At 46.5% G+C, this 17335-nt stretch carries 14 protein-coding genes; 10 read left to right on the forward strand and 4 right to left on the reverse strand.

Annotated features, from left to right (window positions below):
- Positions 1-7 precede the first annotated feature (7 nt).
- The 3 genes from HRI96_RS01880 to HRI96_RS01890 are packed head-to-tail and all read left to right on the forward strand — an operon-like array spanning position 8 to position 2690.
- The gene (locus tag HRI96_RS01880) at positions 8-748 is read left to right on the forward strand and encodes an ATP-binding cassette domain-containing protein (protein ID WP_210117843.1); all 741 of its coding nucleotides are present in this window, start codon (positions 8-10) and stop codon (positions 746-748) included.
- Positions 745-1737, forward strand: a complete 993-nt coding sequence (locus HRI96_RS01885; protein WP_210117844.1) for an MlaD family protein — start codon at positions 745-747, stop codon at positions 1735-1737. Before HRI96_RS01880 ends, HRI96_RS01885 begins: the two co-directional genes overlap by 4 nt.
- Positions 1738-1748: 11 nt before the next feature.
- Positions 1749-2690: a tetratricopeptide repeat protein gene (locus HRI96_RS01890; RefSeq protein ID WP_210117845.1), complete on the forward strand. Its 942-nt coding sequence runs from the start codon at positions 1749-1751 to the stop codon at positions 2688-2690.
- A 176-nt stretch (positions 2691-2866) separates the two neighbouring features.
- Here HRI96_RS01890 and HRI96_RS01895 read toward each other — a convergent pair whose 3' ends face one another.
- Entirely contained in the window at positions 2867-4708 is a 1842-nt protein-coding gene (locus HRI96_RS01895) for a phosphoenolpyruvate carboxykinase (GTP) (RefSeq protein ID WP_210117846.1), read from the reverse strand.
- A 709-nt stretch (positions 4709-5417) separates the two neighbouring features.
- Between HRI96_RS01895 and HRI96_RS01900 the strand changes: the two genes are divergently transcribed.
- Entirely contained in the window at positions 5418-6728 is a 1311-nt protein-coding gene (locus tag HRI96_RS01900; protein ID WP_210117847.1) for an ArsB/NhaD family transporter, read from the forward strand.
- A gap of 168 nt (positions 6729-6896) precedes the next feature.
- Here HRI96_RS01900 and HRI96_RS01905 read toward each other — a convergent pair whose 3' ends face one another.
- The 3 genes from HRI96_RS01905 to HRI96_RS01915 form a co-directional block, all read right to left on the reverse strand.
- On the reverse strand, positions 6897-7289 hold the full coding sequence (locus HRI96_RS01905) for a hypothetical protein (protein WP_210117848.1): 393 nt from the start codon (positions 7287-7289) through the stop codon (positions 6897-6899).
- 196 nt (positions 7290-7485) lie between these two features.
- Positions 7486-8769: a hypothetical protein gene (locus HRI96_RS01910; RefSeq protein ID WP_210117849.1), complete on the reverse strand. Its 1284-nt coding sequence runs from the start codon at positions 8767-8769 to the stop codon at positions 7486-7488.
- Positions 8741-10045: an aminotransferase class I/II-fold pyridoxal phosphate-dependent enzyme gene (locus HRI96_RS01915; protein ID WP_256729271.1), complete on the reverse strand. Its 1305-nt coding sequence runs from the start codon at positions 10043-10045 to the stop codon at positions 8741-8743. Before HRI96_RS01915 ends, HRI96_RS01910 begins: the two co-directional genes overlap by 29 nt.
- 84 nt (positions 10046-10129) lie before the next feature.
- On the opposite strand from HRI96_RS01915, the gene HRI96_RS01920 reads away from it, so the two are divergent.
- From HRI96_RS01920 to HRI96_RS01945, 6 genes are read left to right on the forward strand one after another with little or no spacing between them, the layout of a single operon-like run.
- Positions 10130-11146 carry an AAA family ATPase gene (locus HRI96_RS01920; protein ID WP_210117850.1) on the forward strand — a complete coding sequence of 339 codons (1017 nt, stop codon included), beginning with the start codon at positions 10130-10132 and terminating at the stop codon, positions 11144-11146.
- A 19-nt stretch (positions 11147-11165) separates the two neighbouring features.
- Positions 11166-12065, forward strand: coding sequence for a DUF58 domain-containing protein (locus tag HRI96_RS01925; RefSeq protein WP_210117851.1), 900 nt, complete (start codon positions 11166-11168; stop codon positions 12063-12065).
- Complete coding sequence (locus HRI96_RS01930; RefSeq protein WP_210117852.1) at positions 12062-13093, forward strand: BatD family protein; 1032 nt, start codon at positions 12062-12064, stop codon at positions 13091-13093. Before HRI96_RS01925 ends, HRI96_RS01930 begins: the two co-directional genes overlap by 4 nt.
- Positions 13090-14091, forward strand: coding sequence for a VWA domain-containing protein (locus HRI96_RS01935; RefSeq protein WP_210117853.1), 1002 nt, complete (start codon positions 13090-13092; stop codon positions 14089-14091). The genes HRI96_RS01930 and HRI96_RS01935 overlap by 4 nt, the downstream gene beginning before the upstream one ends.
- The gene (locus tag HRI96_RS01940; RefSeq protein WP_210117854.1) at positions 14091-15812 is read left to right on the forward strand and encodes a vWA domain-containing protein; all 1722 of its coding nucleotides are present in this window, start codon (positions 14091-14093) and stop codon (positions 15810-15812) included. Before HRI96_RS01935 ends, HRI96_RS01940 begins: the two co-directional genes overlap by 1 nt.
- A complete protein-coding gene (locus tag HRI96_RS01945; RefSeq protein WP_210117855.1) occupies positions 15755-17314 on the forward strand; it encodes a hypothetical protein in 1560 nt (519 codons plus the stop codon). The genes HRI96_RS01940 and HRI96_RS01945 overlap by 58 nt, the downstream gene beginning before the upstream one ends.
- Positions 17315-17335: the final 21 nt, after the last annotated feature.

The following is a 17335-nucleotide window of genomic DNA, read 5'->3' on the forward strand; positions in this document are numbered from 1 at the left end:
GCTTTATATGGCGGAGAGCGCTGTCATAGAATTAAAAAACATCTCATTTGCCGCACAGGGAAACAAAATCGTAGACAACGTTTCCTATTCTTTTGAAGAGGGGAAAGCTACCGCCATCGTGGGACCTTCCGGCGGAGGGAAAAGTTCCATACTGAAGCTTGCCGCAGGACTTTTGCTTCCGGTAGAAGGGAGCGTAAGTTATAACGGGCGGGACATTTTTTTGATGACCCGGAGGCAGACGCTTGAATTCAGGCGCCGCTGCGCTTTTGTTTTTCAAGATTCGGCTCTGTGGGCAAATCAAACGGTCCGGCAGATACTTGAGCTGCCTCTTAAAGTCCACTTTCCCAAGATGAGTCTTTCGGAAAGAGTGAAAAACATTGAGCGGGTCTTAAAAGACGTAGGCTATAAAAAGCCGCTTGATATACGGCCTTCGGCTCTTTCCGTAGGCGAGCAAAAACTCATCGCCTTTGCGCGCGCCATGCTGTGCGATCCGGACTTAATATTCCTTGACGAATGTACGGAATCGCTGGACGACAGTTCTTCCCGCCGCCTTGTAAAGATCATAAAACAAAAAAAGCAGGAAAAGAAAACCATGATATTTGTAAGCCATGATCTCAATGTGATAAAAGCGCTTGCCGATATCATCTGCCTGGTCGTTGAAGGAAAGATTTCTTTAGCCGTAAGCGGAGATGAAATAGCCAGGGACGAAGATCTTATTGCGTTTATAGAAAAAGGGATTGCCATATGAAATTTAAAATTCGTTATGCGGATCAGATAGTAGGATTTTTTGCCGTTGCCGCCGCCGTTGCGCTTGTGGCGTCAGTATTTTTGATCGGAAGCAAGCAGAGGTGGTTTTCAAAAGATTATTATTATATTACGGAATTCGAATCCGGGAGCGGCCTCAGCGCGGGTATGCCGGTTTTATACAAAGGATTTACGGTGGGAAAGATAAAGTCCATACGGTTAAATTCTAACGATTCGGTAGAAGTTCAGTTTTATATCTACGATACTTACTATGACAGGGTAAGGGAAGGTTCGGTAGTGGAATTTAACGTAAGTCCCATAGGGCTCGGGAACCAGTTTTTGTTTTATCCGGGCAACGGAACGGGGCTTATTGAAGAAGGCGAATTAATTCCGAGAGTGGATTCCGCAGAAGGAAGAAAACGCGTAGAAACCGGCATAGTTACCGTACCTAAAAAAGACGATACCATTTCAAATTTCATTTCTCAGGCCAATAGAATTCTTACGGACGTTTCTTGGATATTGTCGCGCATAGACGAAGCTCTTGAAGGAAGGGGCAGCGCTCCGCTTACAAACACGATTCATTCCGTAGAACTTATGACCGAAAACGTTTCGGAAATAACGCAGACGCTTAACCGCGATCTGTCCGACATAACTCAGAACATCAAGCGGATTACCGACGCTCTTAACGCCGCCGCAAATTCTTCTGACGGAATAGTTCCTGCTCTTGTGGATCCGAACGGAAAGATATTTCCCGAACTGGGCGCGGCGGTCGCGCACACTTCCGCAGCGATTGAAAATCTGGAAAAGGCGACCGCCGCGCTGCCGTCGCAGTTCCCGCAGATTTCAGGCTTGGTAAGCGAACTTCAAACAACCCTTCAATCCGCTCAGGACGTTTTGGAAGCGCTTAAAAACAATCCCCTTTTGAAACGGGGCGTTCCCGATCGCGTAAACACGCAATCCGGCGGCACAAGTCCCCGGGATATTGAGTTTTAACAGGACGGCGTATGAAAAAAAGAAAATTTAGCTTGGATCTTGGTTTTCGCACGGTTTGTGTAAAGCGCTTTTTGTATGTGTTCGGAATTTTGCTTTTGTTTTTATCCTGTTCGTCCGCGCCCAAGCGGCCGGCCCGCATAGTCACTCAAAGAAATCTTGCCGTACAGCAGCTTGACATAGCAAATACCGAATCCGAGCGCGGCAACTACGTGCTTGCCCGCACTCTTATGGACGAAGCGTGGAAGCTTGCCGTAGGGATTGACGCTGCAGATCTCAGGATAAAAGTTTTGCTTTCAATGGGAAACCTCGCTTTTTATGAAAAGGATGCGGCTTCTGCAGAAAACTATTGGCAAAAAGCCTTGGACGAAGCCGCCGCCGAAGACGAAGAGAATCTGATTTCCACAGCTAAAATATACCTTTGTAGGGGACTCCTTTCTTACGGAACTGAAAACTCGTCTAAGGATAGGGCTAAAGAAACCATCGAGATCGTTTCAAAGGAGATGGGTAAGCTTAAAAAAACGGATGAACTTTACGAAGCTTACGCATGGCGCCTTATAGGATTCGCTTACAAGGAACTTTCGGACTGGAATGCGGCCGAAAAAGCCTTTAGGAATTCTTTTGAAATTCATGAAAAACTTGTTTATCTTGAGATGGCCGCCTACGATTGGTATGCAATAGCGTCCGTCCGTTCGGTTGCAAAAAATTATGACGGAGCTTTGAGCGCTGCGGACAGTGCTATCTCCTTTGACCGGCGCTCGGAAAATTCTTACGGGCTGGGAATGGACCACATGGCTAAGGGCGATATTTATATGAAGGCGGGGAATATTGAAAAAGCTCTTTTGTCGTATTCAAGAGCGAAGGACATATTTTCTTCCGCTGCACTCTATGACGAAGCTAAAATCGCCCTTAAGCGTGCGGAAAGCATACAAAGCTCTGATAACAATATGAACTGATCGTCCCGGAAAACCGCTTGCTCTTGTGAATAATAAAGCGGAATAAAAAACGGAATAAAAACAAAAAACGCCCGATCCCTTAGTGCAGGAACCGGGCGCTTTAAACGGCCGGCAAAGGCTGTCAATCCTATCGATCTGTCCGGAATTTCATCCTTCGCCGGCGCTTTGTAAAGTTTTTACTTTGACAATCTCTTTTCAAGATCATCCAAACATGCGCTCAATTCCTTGGGCAGATGTTTGCCGAATTTCGGATAATGGTTTTCGCGGATATCCTTGATTTCTTTTTTCCAGCCTTCAACATCGACGGAAGAAAGCTCTTTCATGTTCTTCTTTGTCTTCTCGTCAAGTCCGTGCGTGTTTATTGCGTTTTCTTTAGGCATAAAACCGATCGGCGTATCTACGTAATTATCTTTACCGTCGCAGCGGTCGAATATCCATGCCAATACGCGGCTGTTGTCGCTGTAACCCGGCCACATAAAGTTTCCGTCGGAATCCTTACGGAACCAGTTAACATAGAAGATTTTCGGAAGTTTATCTTCCGTTGATTTTTTACCGATGTTAATCCAGTGCTGGAAGTAGTCGCCCATGTTGTAACCGCAGAAAGGAATAATCGCAAAAGGATCTCGGCGGATCTTTCCGACTTCGGCCGCATTGATTGTGGACGCCGCGGTGATTTCGGAACCTACTATGGAACCCAAGAAAACTCCGTGGTTCCAGTTGCGCGACTGGTGTACAAGCGGGATCGTTGACGGGCGTCTTCCGCCGAACAGTACGGCGCTTATCGGCACGCCTTCAGGATCTTCCCAGTTGGGTGCAATACACGGACACTGAGACGCAGGCGCCGTAAAGCGTGCGTTCGGGTGAGCTATGCACTGAGACTTGTCTTTGGGGTTTTTGTCGGTTTCAGGGCAGGGGCGTTTTTTGCCTTGCCAGTCGACAATCTCTTTTCCTTGAGGTTTATATCCGATTTCTTCCCACCAAACGTCGCCGTCTTCCGTAAGACCGCAGTTTGTAAAGATCGTGTTTTTTGAAGCCGCTACGAGAGCATTTTTGTTCGAATGTTCGGAAGTTCCCGGAGCCACTCCGAAGAATCCGGCTTCAGGGTTGATCGCGTACAAGCGTCCGTCTTTGCCGAATTTCATCCATGCAATATCGTCGCCTACGGTTTCCACCTTCCAGCCCGGGAGGGTCGGAATAAGCATGGCGAGGTTTGTCTTACCGCATGCCGACGGGAATGCGCCCGTTACATATTTTACTTTGCCTTCGGGATTTGTGAGCTTTAAGATGAGCATGTGCTCCGCCATCCAGCCTTCTTCGCGTGCAAGAACGCTTGCGATACGAAGGGCAAAGCACTTTTTACCGAGCAGCGCGTTTCCGCCGTAGCCTGAACCGTACGACCATATAAGGTGTTCTTCCGGGAAATGGGATATGTATTTGTGTTCCAGATCCGCACACGGCCAAATGCCGTTGTCCTTTTCACCGTTGTTGAGCGGTTTTCCTACGGAATGCAGACAGGGAACGAATTCTCCGTCGGTACCTAAAAGGTCAAGAACCTTCTTTCCTGTGCGCGTCATTATATCCATGTTCAAAACTACATATTCGGAATCCGTAAGCTCGATACCGTTTTTGGAGATAGGAGATCCGAGCGGTCCCATGCAGAACGGGATAATATACATCGTGCGTCCGTGCATGCAGCCCTTGTACAATCCGCGCATAGTCGCCTTTAATTCTTTGGGATCTATCCAGTGATTTGTAGGACCGGCGTCTTCTTCTTTAACTGAAGAAATAAAGGTGCGGTTTTCAACGCGGGCTACATCCGACGGGAGCGAGCGGAACAAAAAACTGTTGGGCTTTTTTGCAAGCGGAGTGGCGAGCCCCGCGTCGACGCATTTTTTCATAAGGCGGTCGTATTCCGCCTTGGAACCGTCGCACAGATAGATATCGTCCGGTTCGCACATCTTTGCACATTCTTCGATCCAAGCCTTAAGTTTTGGATGTTTGATGTCATTGATCGTCATATAAACTCCTTCAAAAATTATCTGAATCGCCGAAAATTGTCCGGCGGTAATCAAAATATTTTGTCATTCCGATTACAAATAAAAAACTTTACAAAGTCTTTTATTTCCTAAAAATATTTTACAGCAAACGCTGACCGCTATAGATAATACAGGTTTTCTTTTTGTTATTCAATGACGTTTTCTTAAATATATCAAATCAGGGCGGACAGGCGTTTCTGATTTTTGGCAAGAGCACCGGGGTTGTATGATTATGAAACAAGCATCGGCATAAAGAAAACGATGGAACGCGAGGCAGCGGGAACTGACGCAGAGCCGCTCTGACCGTTGGCAAGCGAGCTTTTCGGAAGAAAGCGAGCGCAGTCCGATACCTATTACGGTCAGCCGCGGCTGGCGGCAGGACGCTGCCGGGAGTGTAGTCGTTTTTTATATTCAACGGTAGTTTACGATGTTTCCCCGGTGCTCTTGCGCCGCTTAGTTTGTAAAAAACACTTGACCTGAGCCCTTTCGTGCTGTTATAGTTTTATAAAGCAAAACGGGGAGTAGTTTTTTCTGCGGAATCAACATACCCGGTTACAAAGCGTAACCTGGTTCCGCCGCCCGGCTTACGGCCGGTAACAAGACCTTTTGTCTAAGATCGTATGCGTTTGTATGCGGTTTTGGACAAAAGGTCTTTTTTTTCGGAGACTGAATTTTTTATTAGGACGGTAATATGAAAATTTTTGTGCTGATGCTTGCGCTCGTTATGTATGCGCTTATCATTGCGTTTCAAGGAAAAAAAAGCCTCATAACTGCAGTCGCGGCTCTCATAGTCACTGCGGCGAGCGTTTTTATTCCCCAAAGCATATTCGGCGGCGTCAATGCCGGGGAAACGCTCTCTTATATGTTTACCCACGTGGTTAATTGGAACGTGCTTATGATATATGTAGGCAGCATGATCATTGCGTCTCTTTTTATCTATTCGCAAATTCCCACGCGCATAGCGGACATACTTATCGACAGCGCGCCGAATACGGGAATAGCCATAATACTCATCCTTGTTATGACCGGGATAATTTCAATCTTTGCGGAAAACGTGGCGACCGTCCTTGTTATGGCCCCTATTGCGCTTGCGCTGTGCCGCAAACTTAAAATGGATCCCACATATTTTATGATAGGGCTTGCCGTAATGTCGAATCTTGAAGGAACGGCCACTTTAATAGGCGATCCGCCTTCCATGATCTTTGCTTCTTTTGCCGGATATACTTTTAACGACTTTTTCTTTCATGAAGGCAGGCCGTCCATATTTTTTATCGTGCAGACGGGAATGCTCGCAGGCTGCGCGTTTTTTTACACTTATTTTTCCAAAAACAAAGAGAGCGTTTCTACTGAAAAGCAAGCCGTCGTATCGTATTTTCCGGGAATTCTTTTGGGCGCAATGATATTGGGACTTGCCTTGCTTTCATTGTCGCATGCGGGGCCGGAGTTTTTATCCGGCTTGCTCGTTTTATTTTTGGGCATCGCAGGCATAGTTTGGTTTAAAGTCATACAAAAGAAAAGCGGCCGCGACGTCGTAACCCTTATAAAAGGGCTCGATTGGGAAACGATAGCGTTTTTGATCGGTATTTTTATCGTTGTGGGCGCCGTAGCGGAGATCGGACTCCTTGACGACTTTGCGGCTTTTTTAAAAAAGATCACAGGAGGAAGTGAATTCTCAGGCTTTATGCTCATCCTGTTCGTGTCGATTCTGATAAGCGGATTTATAGATAACGTTCCTTATATAATCGGAATGCTGCCGGTAGCTCAGGCTCTTGCTCACGGAATGAATGTGTCGCCGGAGCTTTATATGTTTGCGCTGCTGGTGGGTTCTTGTCTAGGCGGGAACCTTACGCCTTTCGGAGCAAGCGCGAATGTTGTGGCTATAGGAATACTCAAAAAAGAAGGACTCTCCGTCAATTTTTTTAAATGGATAAAAGTGGGCGTTCCTTTTACTCTTATAACTACCGGCGCGTCTTCGATCCTTTTGTGGATATTATACGGCTGATTTTTTTTAAGCTGAAGGTTTAAGGCGAATTGCGGCTTTTGCATTTTCGTGTAGTCCGGGTACGCGGCTGTATTTAATTTTTTATGCGCCGTGCAGGCCGGCGCAGCCAAGCCAAGTTTTATATTGGAAGGCTGTCTTTATGCCCCGAAATTGCGGTAAGGCTTTTTTTTAGACATCGATAGAAAAAAGAGCGCCTGCCTGGGGCTGTACGCCTGCAAGCGCGTACGGAGCCACATTTGCCGTTTCCGCCGCCGACCGTATCTGACTCTGATAATTTTTTATGAGAACTTCGGCTTGGGCTTCGCTCATCTTAGAATCCGCTTTCGGAAAATTCCCGCTTTTTATTTTATTAAGATTATCGATCAAAGTATTTAGGATTTGTATTTTATTTATGGAAACGCCGCTTTGGCCTTTTCTTGCGGCTATGCCTGAGATATGGCTGAATTGCGCGTAGATTACGGAAGAAGGATTTACGGGCACATAGAGTTTTCCCGCAGATCCCCCTAAGCGGGACAATCCGTTGTACGAGTAGGCATTTAACGAACGAATGTTTGAAATCATAACGCTCTCCGAAATCCGCGCCGTGCGCCGGGCAAAATCTTTACGTTTCCGCCCAAAAACTTCAATTTTTGAACGGAACGAACCCTCTGCCTATATTTTCGGAAAAAATTATGAAAAGTTTAATAAAAGTCCGCCGGTTTCAAGCCGCTGACCGAAAGCACACTTTGCGCACAGCGCTAGAAACCCGACATTCGCCTTAAAAGAACTGTTTGCTCCAATCGCCGATTCTTTCTTCGATCGTGCGTATGTTGGATCCCGGCGGAGAATTTACGGCGTCGTACAGATACGGTATTATCACCCTCTCTTTTAGGCTTTCCCACCGCAGCGGGAGCACTGGAGGCGCTTCCAGATATTCCCCTACGGGAATGTTTGAAAGCAGCGCCAGGTAATATGTCGGGAATATGCGTTCGTTTACATTTTTGAGCGTAGAAAATCCTCCCGATATGCCGAACGTAGAAGTGTTGAGATTCATTTCACGCACGTGTTCCAGCATCGCTTTTTGCGCTTTTTCCGTAAAAAACCACTTTATAAATTGCTCGGCATTGTTTTTGTTCGGCGCACGGCGGTAAAGCCCCAGCGTTACCATGGAATCGTCCACGGGGATCTTGTTGTTTTTGTGTATCCATCTGAAATCTACGGCTTCCAGCTGTTCTTCCGAAAGCGAAAACAGTTTGTTGCTTGTCACAAAGGCGAACAGGCAGTGTTTTGACAGAACTTGCTTATAAGGCGGCGTGTAAAGATATTTAAAGGCGAAGTCTTTTTCGTCGGCTGCGGAAGTGTTAGCGCCGTTCGTCCAATTCCTGAGGATGTTTACGGTATTGTTGAGTTCGGTATTGTTCCATGAAAAAGAATTTCCGGATTCCGCAAATTTTCCGGAATTCATTTTTGCCATAAGATAAAGGAATTCCGGATACCATTGCGGAGCGAATCCCATCTTGGTGTAAAGGTTGTTTTTGTTTTTTTGATTGTATAAGGCGCCGGCAGCCTGTATCTGATCCGGCGAAAGCATATAGTCCTCTTTTATCAGATCCGAATTGTCAACGGAAAAAACAATTGCGGGGGCGTTAAAACTTACCGGAATCTGGTAAATAGTGTCGCCTTTGCGGCAGCTGTCAAGCAGGTTGTCGTAAAACAGGCTTTCGCTTATTTCGCCGGTTGTAAACATGTAGCTGAGAGACCTGAATTGCTTTCGTTTCCTTTCGGTGCGCAAAAGACTTCCGATCACTATGTCGGGAGGAACTTCGTCCTTTACGGCGGGAAGAGAGTCTGCGGGATTGGCTTTATAAACTATGAGAACCTTTATTTTGTTTTGCTGAGTGTTAAAAACTTCCGAATAAGGAACGAATTCGCTTCTGTTCGTCCAAATAACAACCGTTTCCTTGGATGCGTTTTTACATGAAACCGATAAAAAAGCGGACAAAAACAGCGGTATAAGCGTGCAAAAAAAAGTTTTAATTCGCAAGGCTCTCTGCAATTTCATATATGGCCGAATATACGGTTTCTATTTTGTTTTCGTCAAGACTGCTGAAAGCTACACGCAGCGTCGACGGATTTATGGAAATTGTCCCGATACCTCTTTCTTTAAGCAATTTTGCACGCAGCGTTTCCGCATCAACCCCATTTAAATGCAGGCTCATAAAATAACCGGAATTAAAAGGCAACGGCGAAACAACTTTCGACTTACGGCTTTTTACAAATTCAAGAACTTTGCGGTATCTTTTTTCAAGGATCTTTCTGTAATAAGCTTTTTGGTCTTCTAGGGCAGGGTCTTCAAAGGCTTTAAGAATTATTGACTGAGCGGGGGTCGAGCAGCAGGAAACCGTAGAACGTATGAGTCCTGTGAGTTTTTGTTCAATCGCCCTGTATTGAGCTTCACCGGCGCCCTTCCATGCAAATGTAATAAAACCGCAGCGGAATCCCCATACAAAATCTTCTTTTGTGGGACCGTCGATCTTAACGGCAAGGACGTTTTCGTGTATGTCCGCAAGGTAGGCAAAGAGCGACTGTTTTTCAATGCTGTCCTCATAGTTAAGACCGAAGTAAGCGTCGTCGCTTACGACAAGTATGCGGGCGCCCGCTTTAGCCGTGTTCTTTATTACAGCGCAAATTTTTTCAGCTTCTTCGGAAGTGGGGCTGTAGCCTGAAGGATTTTGCGGAAAATTCAGCAGCAACCGCACGAATCCCGTTTTTGCCTCTTTTGCTACGGCTTTTTCAAAGCCTTCGATATTGAAAGCTCCGTTTTTGAACATTTTGAATTGATGCAGTTTTGCTCCGCAGCGCGTTTCGACTATAAGGGCGTAGTTGTCCCACGAAGGATCCGCTATCAAAAGCGGCGTCCTCTTATTTAAAAAAAGCTCGGCTATACAGGCAATCCCGGCAGTAAGCCCGGGGACAACTATAGGCGTGGAAATATTCTTTTTTGCAAGGCCGGGATTTTTAACGGCGAGCTTGGACTTCCAGATGTTGCGGAGTTCCATCGTTCCCGCCGTAGGCGCATAGCTCACAAATTCCTGCGGCGTTAAAGAAGGCGCGCGGTTTTGTATGCACGGCAAGATAGCCACTGTTCCGTTTACCACCGTCGTTCCTATGGTAGCGTTGGCGGTCTTAGCGTGGGTTTTTGCTTCCGCGCTTTGAGCGATAATGCCTTTAGGAAAATATATCCTTAGGCCTTCGTCGGAAAGCATGTCGCCGGTTACGGTACCTTTTAAGGTTGCGTTTAATTCTTGTGCTAACGGGTGTAACATGATAAAGTACATTATTCAAAAAAAATATAAGTGTCAAGACAAAGGGGCCGCTAGGGAAACCGGCTGAAGTTTTCGGCAGCTCCTTTTGGAGATAAGATGGAAAATAATGAAAAGATCCGGCAGGAATTGGAAGACTGCAGGACATTAATAGAAAAGTGCAGAAAAGAAGTTTCAAAACGGCTCATTGGACAGACGGCGGTCGTTGACGGCATATTGACGGCGTTTATCGCGGGAGGGCACGTTTTGCTTGAAGGGCTTCCCGGTCTTGCAAAAACACTCGCGGTAAAGGCGTTTTCAGATGTTTCGGGGCTCGATTTTAAGCGGGTTCAGTTTACTCCCGATCTGCTTCCCGCCGACGTTACCGGCACCCTTATTTACGAACGCTCGTCCGGACAATTTTCCGTAAGAAAGGGGCCTGTTTTTACAAACGTCCTGCTTGCGGATGAAATAAACCGCGCGCCGGCAAAGGTACAGTCCGCTCTGCTTGAAGCTATGGCGGAACGGCAGGTTACGATAGGTGAAAACACTTACCCCCTGCCCAAACCGTTTTTTGTCCTTGCGACGCAGAATCCCATAGAGCAGGAAGGAACTTATAACCTGCCGGAAGCGGAGCTCGACCGATTTTTGCTTAAAATCAAAGTTTCTTATCCTTCCGCCGAAGAAGAATGCTTAATCGTAAAAAGCGCCGGAAAGGCTGACGAAATAGGCGTAAAAAAGATTTTTACGTCCGATTCTCTTTTGCGCGTTCGTTCTCTCCTTGATCACATTACGTGCGACGATAAAATCGTGGAGTACATAGTTTCTATAGTAAACGTTACACGTCCTTCAAATGAAAAAAAGAACGGACATATTTCAGTGATCAAAAGATCTCCCGACGAAATTTCCCGCTACATTTCTTACGGGGCGTCTCCTCGCGCAGGGATTGCCTTGCTGCAATGCTCGAAGGCTCTGGCCCTGATGAAAGGCAGGTCTTTCGTCCTTCCTGAAGACGTAAAGGAAGCTTCTCCGGCGGTTATGCGCCACAGGCTCGTCTTGTCCTACGAAGCTGCGGCTGGAGGCGTTACTTCCGATGATCTCATTGAAAAGATACTGAATTTTATGCCGCTTCCGTAATTTTTAGGCGGTATCCGATATGAAGCGTTTTTTACAGGATGATCGCGAATCTTTGGTAAGGCGGGCGGCCTTGCTTAGAATTTCCGCCGCCGCTTTGGCGCAAAACATGAAAAGCGGTTCTTTCCGCTCGTTATATAAAGGACAGGGAATAGAATTTAACGGCGTGCGCGAGTATTTTTTAGGAGACGACGTACGATCGATCGATTGGAACGTTACGGCGCGCATGGACAGGCCGTTCGTAAAGACATTTGAAGAAGAGCGGGAACTGCCCGTGTTCTTTGTAATAGACCGCTCGCTTTCCATGAGTACCGGGTCCAAGGGTAAAACCCGCCTTGAACAGGCCTGTGAAGCCGCCGCGCTCCTTGTTTTGGCTTCCGAACACATTTCAAGCCCCGTAGGCGTAGTCTTTTTTGACGGAAGAATTGAATTTTCCTGCGCGCCTCAAAGCGGGCGCACCCATATCATGATGCTCTTGTCGAAGCTCGAAGAGTTTCCGGACGGCGCAGCGCCCGGTTCCGTGCTCCCCTTAGCTTTGAGCGGCGCCTTTAAGCTTTTAAGGAAACGCTCCTTAGTGTTTGTTTTTTCGGATTTCCGCTGCACCGGTTGGGAAAGAGAGCTTGCCCTCTTAGGCTCAAAACATGATCTTGTCGCCGTGCGAATAAGCGATCCTATGGACACAAGACTGCCCGACCTTGGGACGCTGGATTTTATCGACAGCGAAAGCGGAATGCGCCTTTCTTTGCCAACATCTTCTTCCGTGCTGCAGGGAGAATGGCGTGACGACAGTAATTTCAGAAAAGAAGTATGGAAAAAGTATTGTCTGACACATTCGTGCGTTCCTCTTGTCATGTCGTGCGAAGACGATCCGCTTAAAGTTCTCCTGCAGTTTTTTGAAAAAAAGGAGCGTCCCCGCTTATGAAAAAGACGCTCGCCGTATTGTTTGTTTTTAAAATCTGTCTTTTTTGCCAAGCGCAGAGTTTTCAAGCGTCGCAGACTATTTCGCCGCGTGAAATTTTCATAGGCGATACCGCGGAAATATCATACACGTTTTATTCTCCGGCAGCATTTCCCATAGACGGAAAAGATTCCGTCCCCGTTTATTTTGAAGAAAAGGAATTTATTACGGATTCGTATACAATTTTAGGCGGGAATCTTTCAAGATCCGGAAATCAGTACACTCTGACGTTTTCTTTTATCCCTTGGAGGACGGGAAAAATCGATATTCCTCCGTTTGATCTTTTAACCGTTCTGGACAATAATTATTCGGGTTTTATTGTGGATCTTTCACCCGTATTCGTCTCTTCGATAACGGAAAAAACGGGAAGACGCGTTCTGCAGTCTCCGGCTCCGCCGATATTAATTCCGGGCACGATATACGCAATTTACGCCGCCGGAATATTTTTTCTTTTAGTCTTTATCGTTCTGGTCTGGGTCTTGTTCAATCTTCAGCGCGTCGCCGGCTGGTTTTCGTCATTAATCCTTTTTTTCGGATATATGCAAAACGCACGCCTAGCGCGTCGCGCGCTAAGACGGCTTTCAAAAAACGAAAAAGATACGGATGATTATGTTTTTTGCGAAACGATGGAAAATATTTTGCGTAAATATTTGGCGTACAGGTTCGACAAAATTTTTCTTTCTCTCACTTCGGACAGAATAGAAGCTTTTTTTTATGAGCTTTTTGCAGGCGATATACCGCTTTCTTATTCTGTCAGAATCGAAAACCTTGAAACCTTATTCCGCAGAATGGATTATATAAGATATGCGCGAGGCTCGCTCGATTCAATGCGGCTTCCCGTAAGCGAATACACGACGACTTTAAGCGAAGACGAAAGAAAACAAGCGGCAGGCACGGCAAAGGAATTGGTATCGTTTTTTGAAGATCCTGACAGGCAAATCAAGCAAGTGCAAAAAGATAAAAAGCCTGAAAAAGGGGAGGCGACGCCGTGATAGATTTTATGAATCCTTTTGCCTTTTTGTTTTTTATCCCTGTTTTGTTTTTGTTTTTACTCCGCAAAGCGAAGGTTTTCTCCAGTCCCGCTTTTCCCGTTATCCTTTCGGACTGGGGAGGAAGCGCTTTTAAATGGAAAGGAGGCTTTTTTAAATTTACCGCCGTAATAAAAACGGCTTTGTTTTTGGCAGGCTATGTTCTTGTAGTGCTGGCGTTTGCCGATCCCGTGATTCATCATGATCAAAAAGTGTATGTGTCCAGAGGGAACGATGTTTTATTCGTTCTTGATGTAAGTCCTTCTATGGCGGCAAGAGACATGGGCGGGCTTACGCGGCTGGAAGCTGCAAAACAGGTTATCCGCTTTTTAGCCGAACAAAACACGGGAGCGTCGTTCGGGCTTGTACAGACGGCGACGGAAGCGGCTCTCAGCGTACCGCCTACTACCGACCGTAAAACATTTATAGAGCATATTGATACGATGACTGTAGGAACTTTAGGCGAAGGAACCGCGATCGGAACCGGATTGAGCACGGCAGTTTATCATCTGGCTTCTTCAAAGGCTCCTGAAAAATGTATCATTTTGATTACCGACGGGGAAAACAATGCCGGTTCGATTCATCCTGAAACTGCGGCTTCTCTGGCTTTTGAATACGGCATAAAGCTGTATACAGTTGGGCTCGGCACCAGAGGAAACGTCCCTTTGCAATACACTGATCCCGTTACCGGAAAGGTTTTCAACGGCTACTTGGAATCCGACTTCGATCCTGCGCCCTTACAAAAAATCGCGCTCATGACGGACGGACGTTATTTCAGCGCTGAAACCGTTGCGGGGCTTTCCGCCGCGCTGAATAATATCAGCAACCGAGAAAAAGTAGTACAGACATATTATCTTAAAACCGTTGACGAATATTTTTACGATAAGATTTTAATCGCCGCCGCGACAGCCTTTGCTCTGGCATGGATTTTAAGCAGGATAGTTTTGAAGGAGGTTTTCTGATGGATATTTCATTTGAACATCCTCGCGCTTTTTGGGCATTGTTTTTTCTCGTTCCCGTTTGGTTTCTTTCCGCAGTCAGGTTCTTTAAGTTTTTTAAATTATTTTCAATTTCACATGCGGTGCCCAAGGCGGAACCTTTAAACACCGCTCACGCCTTGCGCCGTTTTAAATCGGCGCGGATTACAAGCGTTCTTACGGTTTCGCTCGTATGGATTTTTCTTGTTTTGGCGTATGCGGGAATTTCATGGGGAACCGCGTCCGTGCCTGTGCAAAAAAGCGGAAACGCTGTAAGCCTTGTGTTCGATATTTCATACAGCATGCTAGCCGACGACGCGCCCGAAGGCCTTACCCGCCTTAAAGCCGCCATACGCTATGCGGAAAAACTTTTGGACAGGCTTGAAGGAAATTCGTTTTCGGTAGTAATTGCCAAAGGAGACGGATTCATACTCATCCCTCAGACGGAAGATATCCAAGCCGTAAAAACCGCGGTCGAAAATTTATCGCCTGAAATGATGACGGCCGCAGGTTCCAGCCTCGGCAGGGGAATTCGTGCCGCCGTCCGTTCTTTTCCGGCGAATGTTCCGCAATTTAAGCATATATTGGTCTTTACCGACGGGGACGAAACCGACGGACTTATGACACCTTCATTGACCGAAGCTCTAAAAACAAATATCGCCGTGACGCTCATAGGTTTCGGTTCCGAACGCGAGAGTGAAATAATTGCGGGCGACGGAAAGACCGTAGCTCGTACCGCTTTAAGAACCGCTTTTTTAAAAGACAGCGTAAATTCCGCCATGAAAAAAGCCGGCATAAGAGGAAGCGGAGAACAAGCGATTTCGGCAAGATATATCGACGCTTCGGAAACGGGATCCGCCCTTAAAATTATAAGAATCATAGAAAAAAACGTTTCTTCTTCGCCCGATTTGTCCAATTCGTCCGATAAAGAAAATATTTTTGTCATGGAAACGCAGCGCGTCTACAGACGCGGAATTTTTATCGCGTTTATTTTAATATCCATAATTTTAGGTGTGTTTATGCGCGAATGCGATTTATACGCTCTAAAAGGCAAACTTCGAAGGGCAAAATCGGCCGGATCCGGCGCGGCGTCAAATTCCGCGCTCTTATGCATATTTTTGATTTTAAGCCTTTCCTCGTGCAGCCAGGAATTTGAGGGTGCAAAAAAACTCATGCAGGGCACATGGGAATGGCACCAGCAAAATTATCGTAAAGCGACGGTCGTTTTTTTTAACACCATAGAAGCCGCCGTCTCTAAAAACGACGAAATTTTGGCGCAATATGCGCTTTACGGCCTTGCATCCACCTATATGATGCAGGAAGAATACGACGCTTCGCTTTTACGCTTTGAGCAGATTTCTCCCTCAGCTGCCGACAATATACGGTTTGCCGCGTCTTATAACACAGGCATCATCGCTTACCGCAGGGGAGACTACGACGGAGCGGTAAGACAATTCAGAGAAGCGCTTTTAATACGGCCTTCAAGCATAGAATCAAAAATAAACTTGGAAATATCTTTGCGCCAGCAGGAAGAAAAACCCGTTGAATCGGCCGAGCAGCCCGCTTCAGCCGTTTCTCAGGAAAAAGAAAAAAAATCTTCGGTTGCGGACGCAGTTTTCAATCAAGTACGGGAGAATGAGCAAAAAAAATGGAAAAACAGGACGTTCCAGCCGCAAAAAAACGGCGGTGCAACAGTAGATTACTGATATTATTCTTGTTTTCAGCTGTTCTTTTTCCTTCTTATGGGGAAAAACTGAATCGCGGACAGATACGATCTTTGCAAGTGCTTCCTCTCGCCGATACTGCCTTTACTCAGCAGGAATGCGGTTTTGTTCTTACGATTCCGGGCGTTCCGCCCGAACAAGTGCAGACTGCCATGCCCGTACTGCCCGAACACGTGCAGTTTGTCTCTTCAAGGCGTTCGGATTTTATCGATTCCGACCGTGACAGGGGGACAAGGCTTGAGTTTTGGTTTTCTTTTAAATCCCCCGGAAATTTTACGATCCCGGCTCTTACGGCCGTCATAAACGGCCGCCGTTACAGCATTCCCTTTGCAAAAGTCTCGGTTCAGGAAAATCCTGATACCGTTTTGCCTAAGATGATCATAAGATTTAGTCTGAATGCAGCCGGCGGCAAAGACAAGGTTTCGTCCGGCGGCGATTTTTTAGGAAATGACAAATCCGTCGCCGCCGATGCGGACGCCGCCAATGTCGGCGCCGTTTCTTCCCGAAACAGGGAATTCTTATCCCTTTCAGACGACGTAAAAACTCAGCCTTTGTCGTGCGTCGTCGGAGAATCTGTTTATTTTACCGTTTATTTAAAATACGTCCTGCAGATAGTTAAATTTGATTGGGAACTGCAAAAGGATGCTCTGTTTACGGAGATTAAGAGATATGAGATTGCCGAAGGCAAGCCCCGCGGCCGGGAGTTTTTTGCTGAAGAAGTTCCCGTAGCCGATTTTGAATGGAGGCCGCTTTTACCCGGAGAGTGGAGCTTACCGAATATCAAAATAACCGCAACCGCTTACAACGGTTCCAGGGTTGAAGTATACACGCCTTTTTCTATGATCACGGTTTTGGAACCGGATGAAGCACCGTTTGAAAAAGATTCTGCAAGCATATCCGTAAAAACCCCCTACGGTCCGCCGTCTGACACGGATAAGGCGAACTCCCTTTTTGCCTACGCTTTTGAAGATTCGGGAATACAGGAAAAAGAAGCGCATATGACTTCTCTTCAAGAAGAGGAATGCAGGCGTTTGGCCGATCTTCGCTGTGAAGAGCGGAAATCTTTGCCCTTCAGCGCAAGCTGCAAGGCCAGGATTGCCTATGAAAAGCGCTTCGGTATTCCGACGGGCGTTACCGAACCGAGCGTTCCATTGTTTTATTGGTGTTCGGCGCTTTGTGTTCTGTTCGGTCTTTTAACGCTGACGGCCGTTTTTTTCAAAAAACGCATATTCGTGTTGTTTTTGATCTTATTTGCGGCAATGTTTGTCATGCTCGTTGTAAACCGGATAAAACTGAACCAAAGGTATGCCGTTTTTGCGGGAGGAAGCCTCAGTCCGGTGCCGGAACACACGGCTGTCGTTTCACATGAAGAGACGGGCGGGCTTCGCGTAAAAGTTTTGGAAAGAGTAGGAAACTGGACGTATATTTCATATAATGGGAACGGCGGTTGGGTTTTAAGCGACAGATTGTTTCTTATCGAATAGATTGAATGGGAAACGGCTTGA

Origin of the sequence: Treponema parvum (assembly GCF_017893945.1) — a bacterium.
GTDB lineage: Bacteria > Spirochaetota > Spirochaetia > Treponematales > Treponemataceae > Treponema_D > Treponema_D parvum_A.

What these genes read in the sequence shown, in the direction of transcription:
- HRI96_RS01880 (WP_210117843.1), top strand. Translation starts at nt 8, where the DNA reads ATGGCGGAGAGCGCTGTCATAGAATTAAAAAACATCTCATTTGCCGCA.
- HRI96_RS01885 (WP_210117844.1), top strand. Translation starts at nt 745, where the DNA reads ATGAAATTTAAAATTCGTTATGCGGATCAGATAGTAGGATTTTTTGCC.
- HRI96_RS01890 (WP_210117845.1), top strand. Translation starts at nt 1,749, where the DNA reads ATGAAAAAAAGAAAATTTAGCTTGGATCTTGGTTTTCGCACGGTTTGT.
- HRI96_RS01895 (WP_210117846.1), bottom strand. Translation starts at nt 4,708, where the DNA reads ATGACGATCAATGACATCAAACATCCAAAACTTAAGGCTTGGATCGAA.
- HRI96_RS01900 (WP_210117847.1), top strand. Translation starts at nt 5,418, where the DNA reads ATGAAAATTTTTGTGCTGATGCTTGCGCTCGTTATGTATGCGCTTATC.
- HRI96_RS01905 (WP_210117848.1), bottom strand. Translation starts at nt 7,289, where the DNA reads ATGATTTCAAACATTCGTTCGTTAAATGCCTACTCGTACAACGGATTG.
- HRI96_RS01910 (WP_210117849.1), bottom strand. Translation starts at nt 8,769, where the DNA reads ATGAAATTGCAGAGAGCCTTGCGAATTAAAACTTTTTTTTGCACGCTT.
- HRI96_RS01915 (WP_256729271.1), bottom strand. Translation starts at nt 10,045, where the DNA reads ATGTACTTTATCATGTTACACCCGTTAGCACAAGAATTAAACGCAACC.
- HRI96_RS01920 (WP_210117850.1), top strand. Translation starts at nt 10,130, where the DNA reads ATGGAAAATAATGAAAAGATCCGGCAGGAATTGGAAGACTGCAGGACA.
- HRI96_RS01925 (WP_210117851.1), top strand. Translation starts at nt 11,166, where the DNA reads ATGAAGCGTTTTTTACAGGATGATCGCGAATCTTTGGTAAGGCGGGCG.
- HRI96_RS01930 (WP_210117852.1), top strand. Translation starts at nt 12,062, where the DNA reads ATGAAAAAGACGCTCGCCGTATTGTTTGTTTTTAAAATCTGTCTTTTT.
- HRI96_RS01940 (WP_210117854.1), top strand. Translation starts at nt 14,091, where the DNA reads ATGGATATTTCATTTGAACATCCTCGCGCTTTTTGGGCATTGTTTTTT.
- HRI96_RS01945 (WP_210117855.1), top strand. Translation starts at nt 15,755, where the DNA reads ATGGAAAAACAGGACGTTCCAGCCGCAAAAAAACGGCGGTGCAACAGT.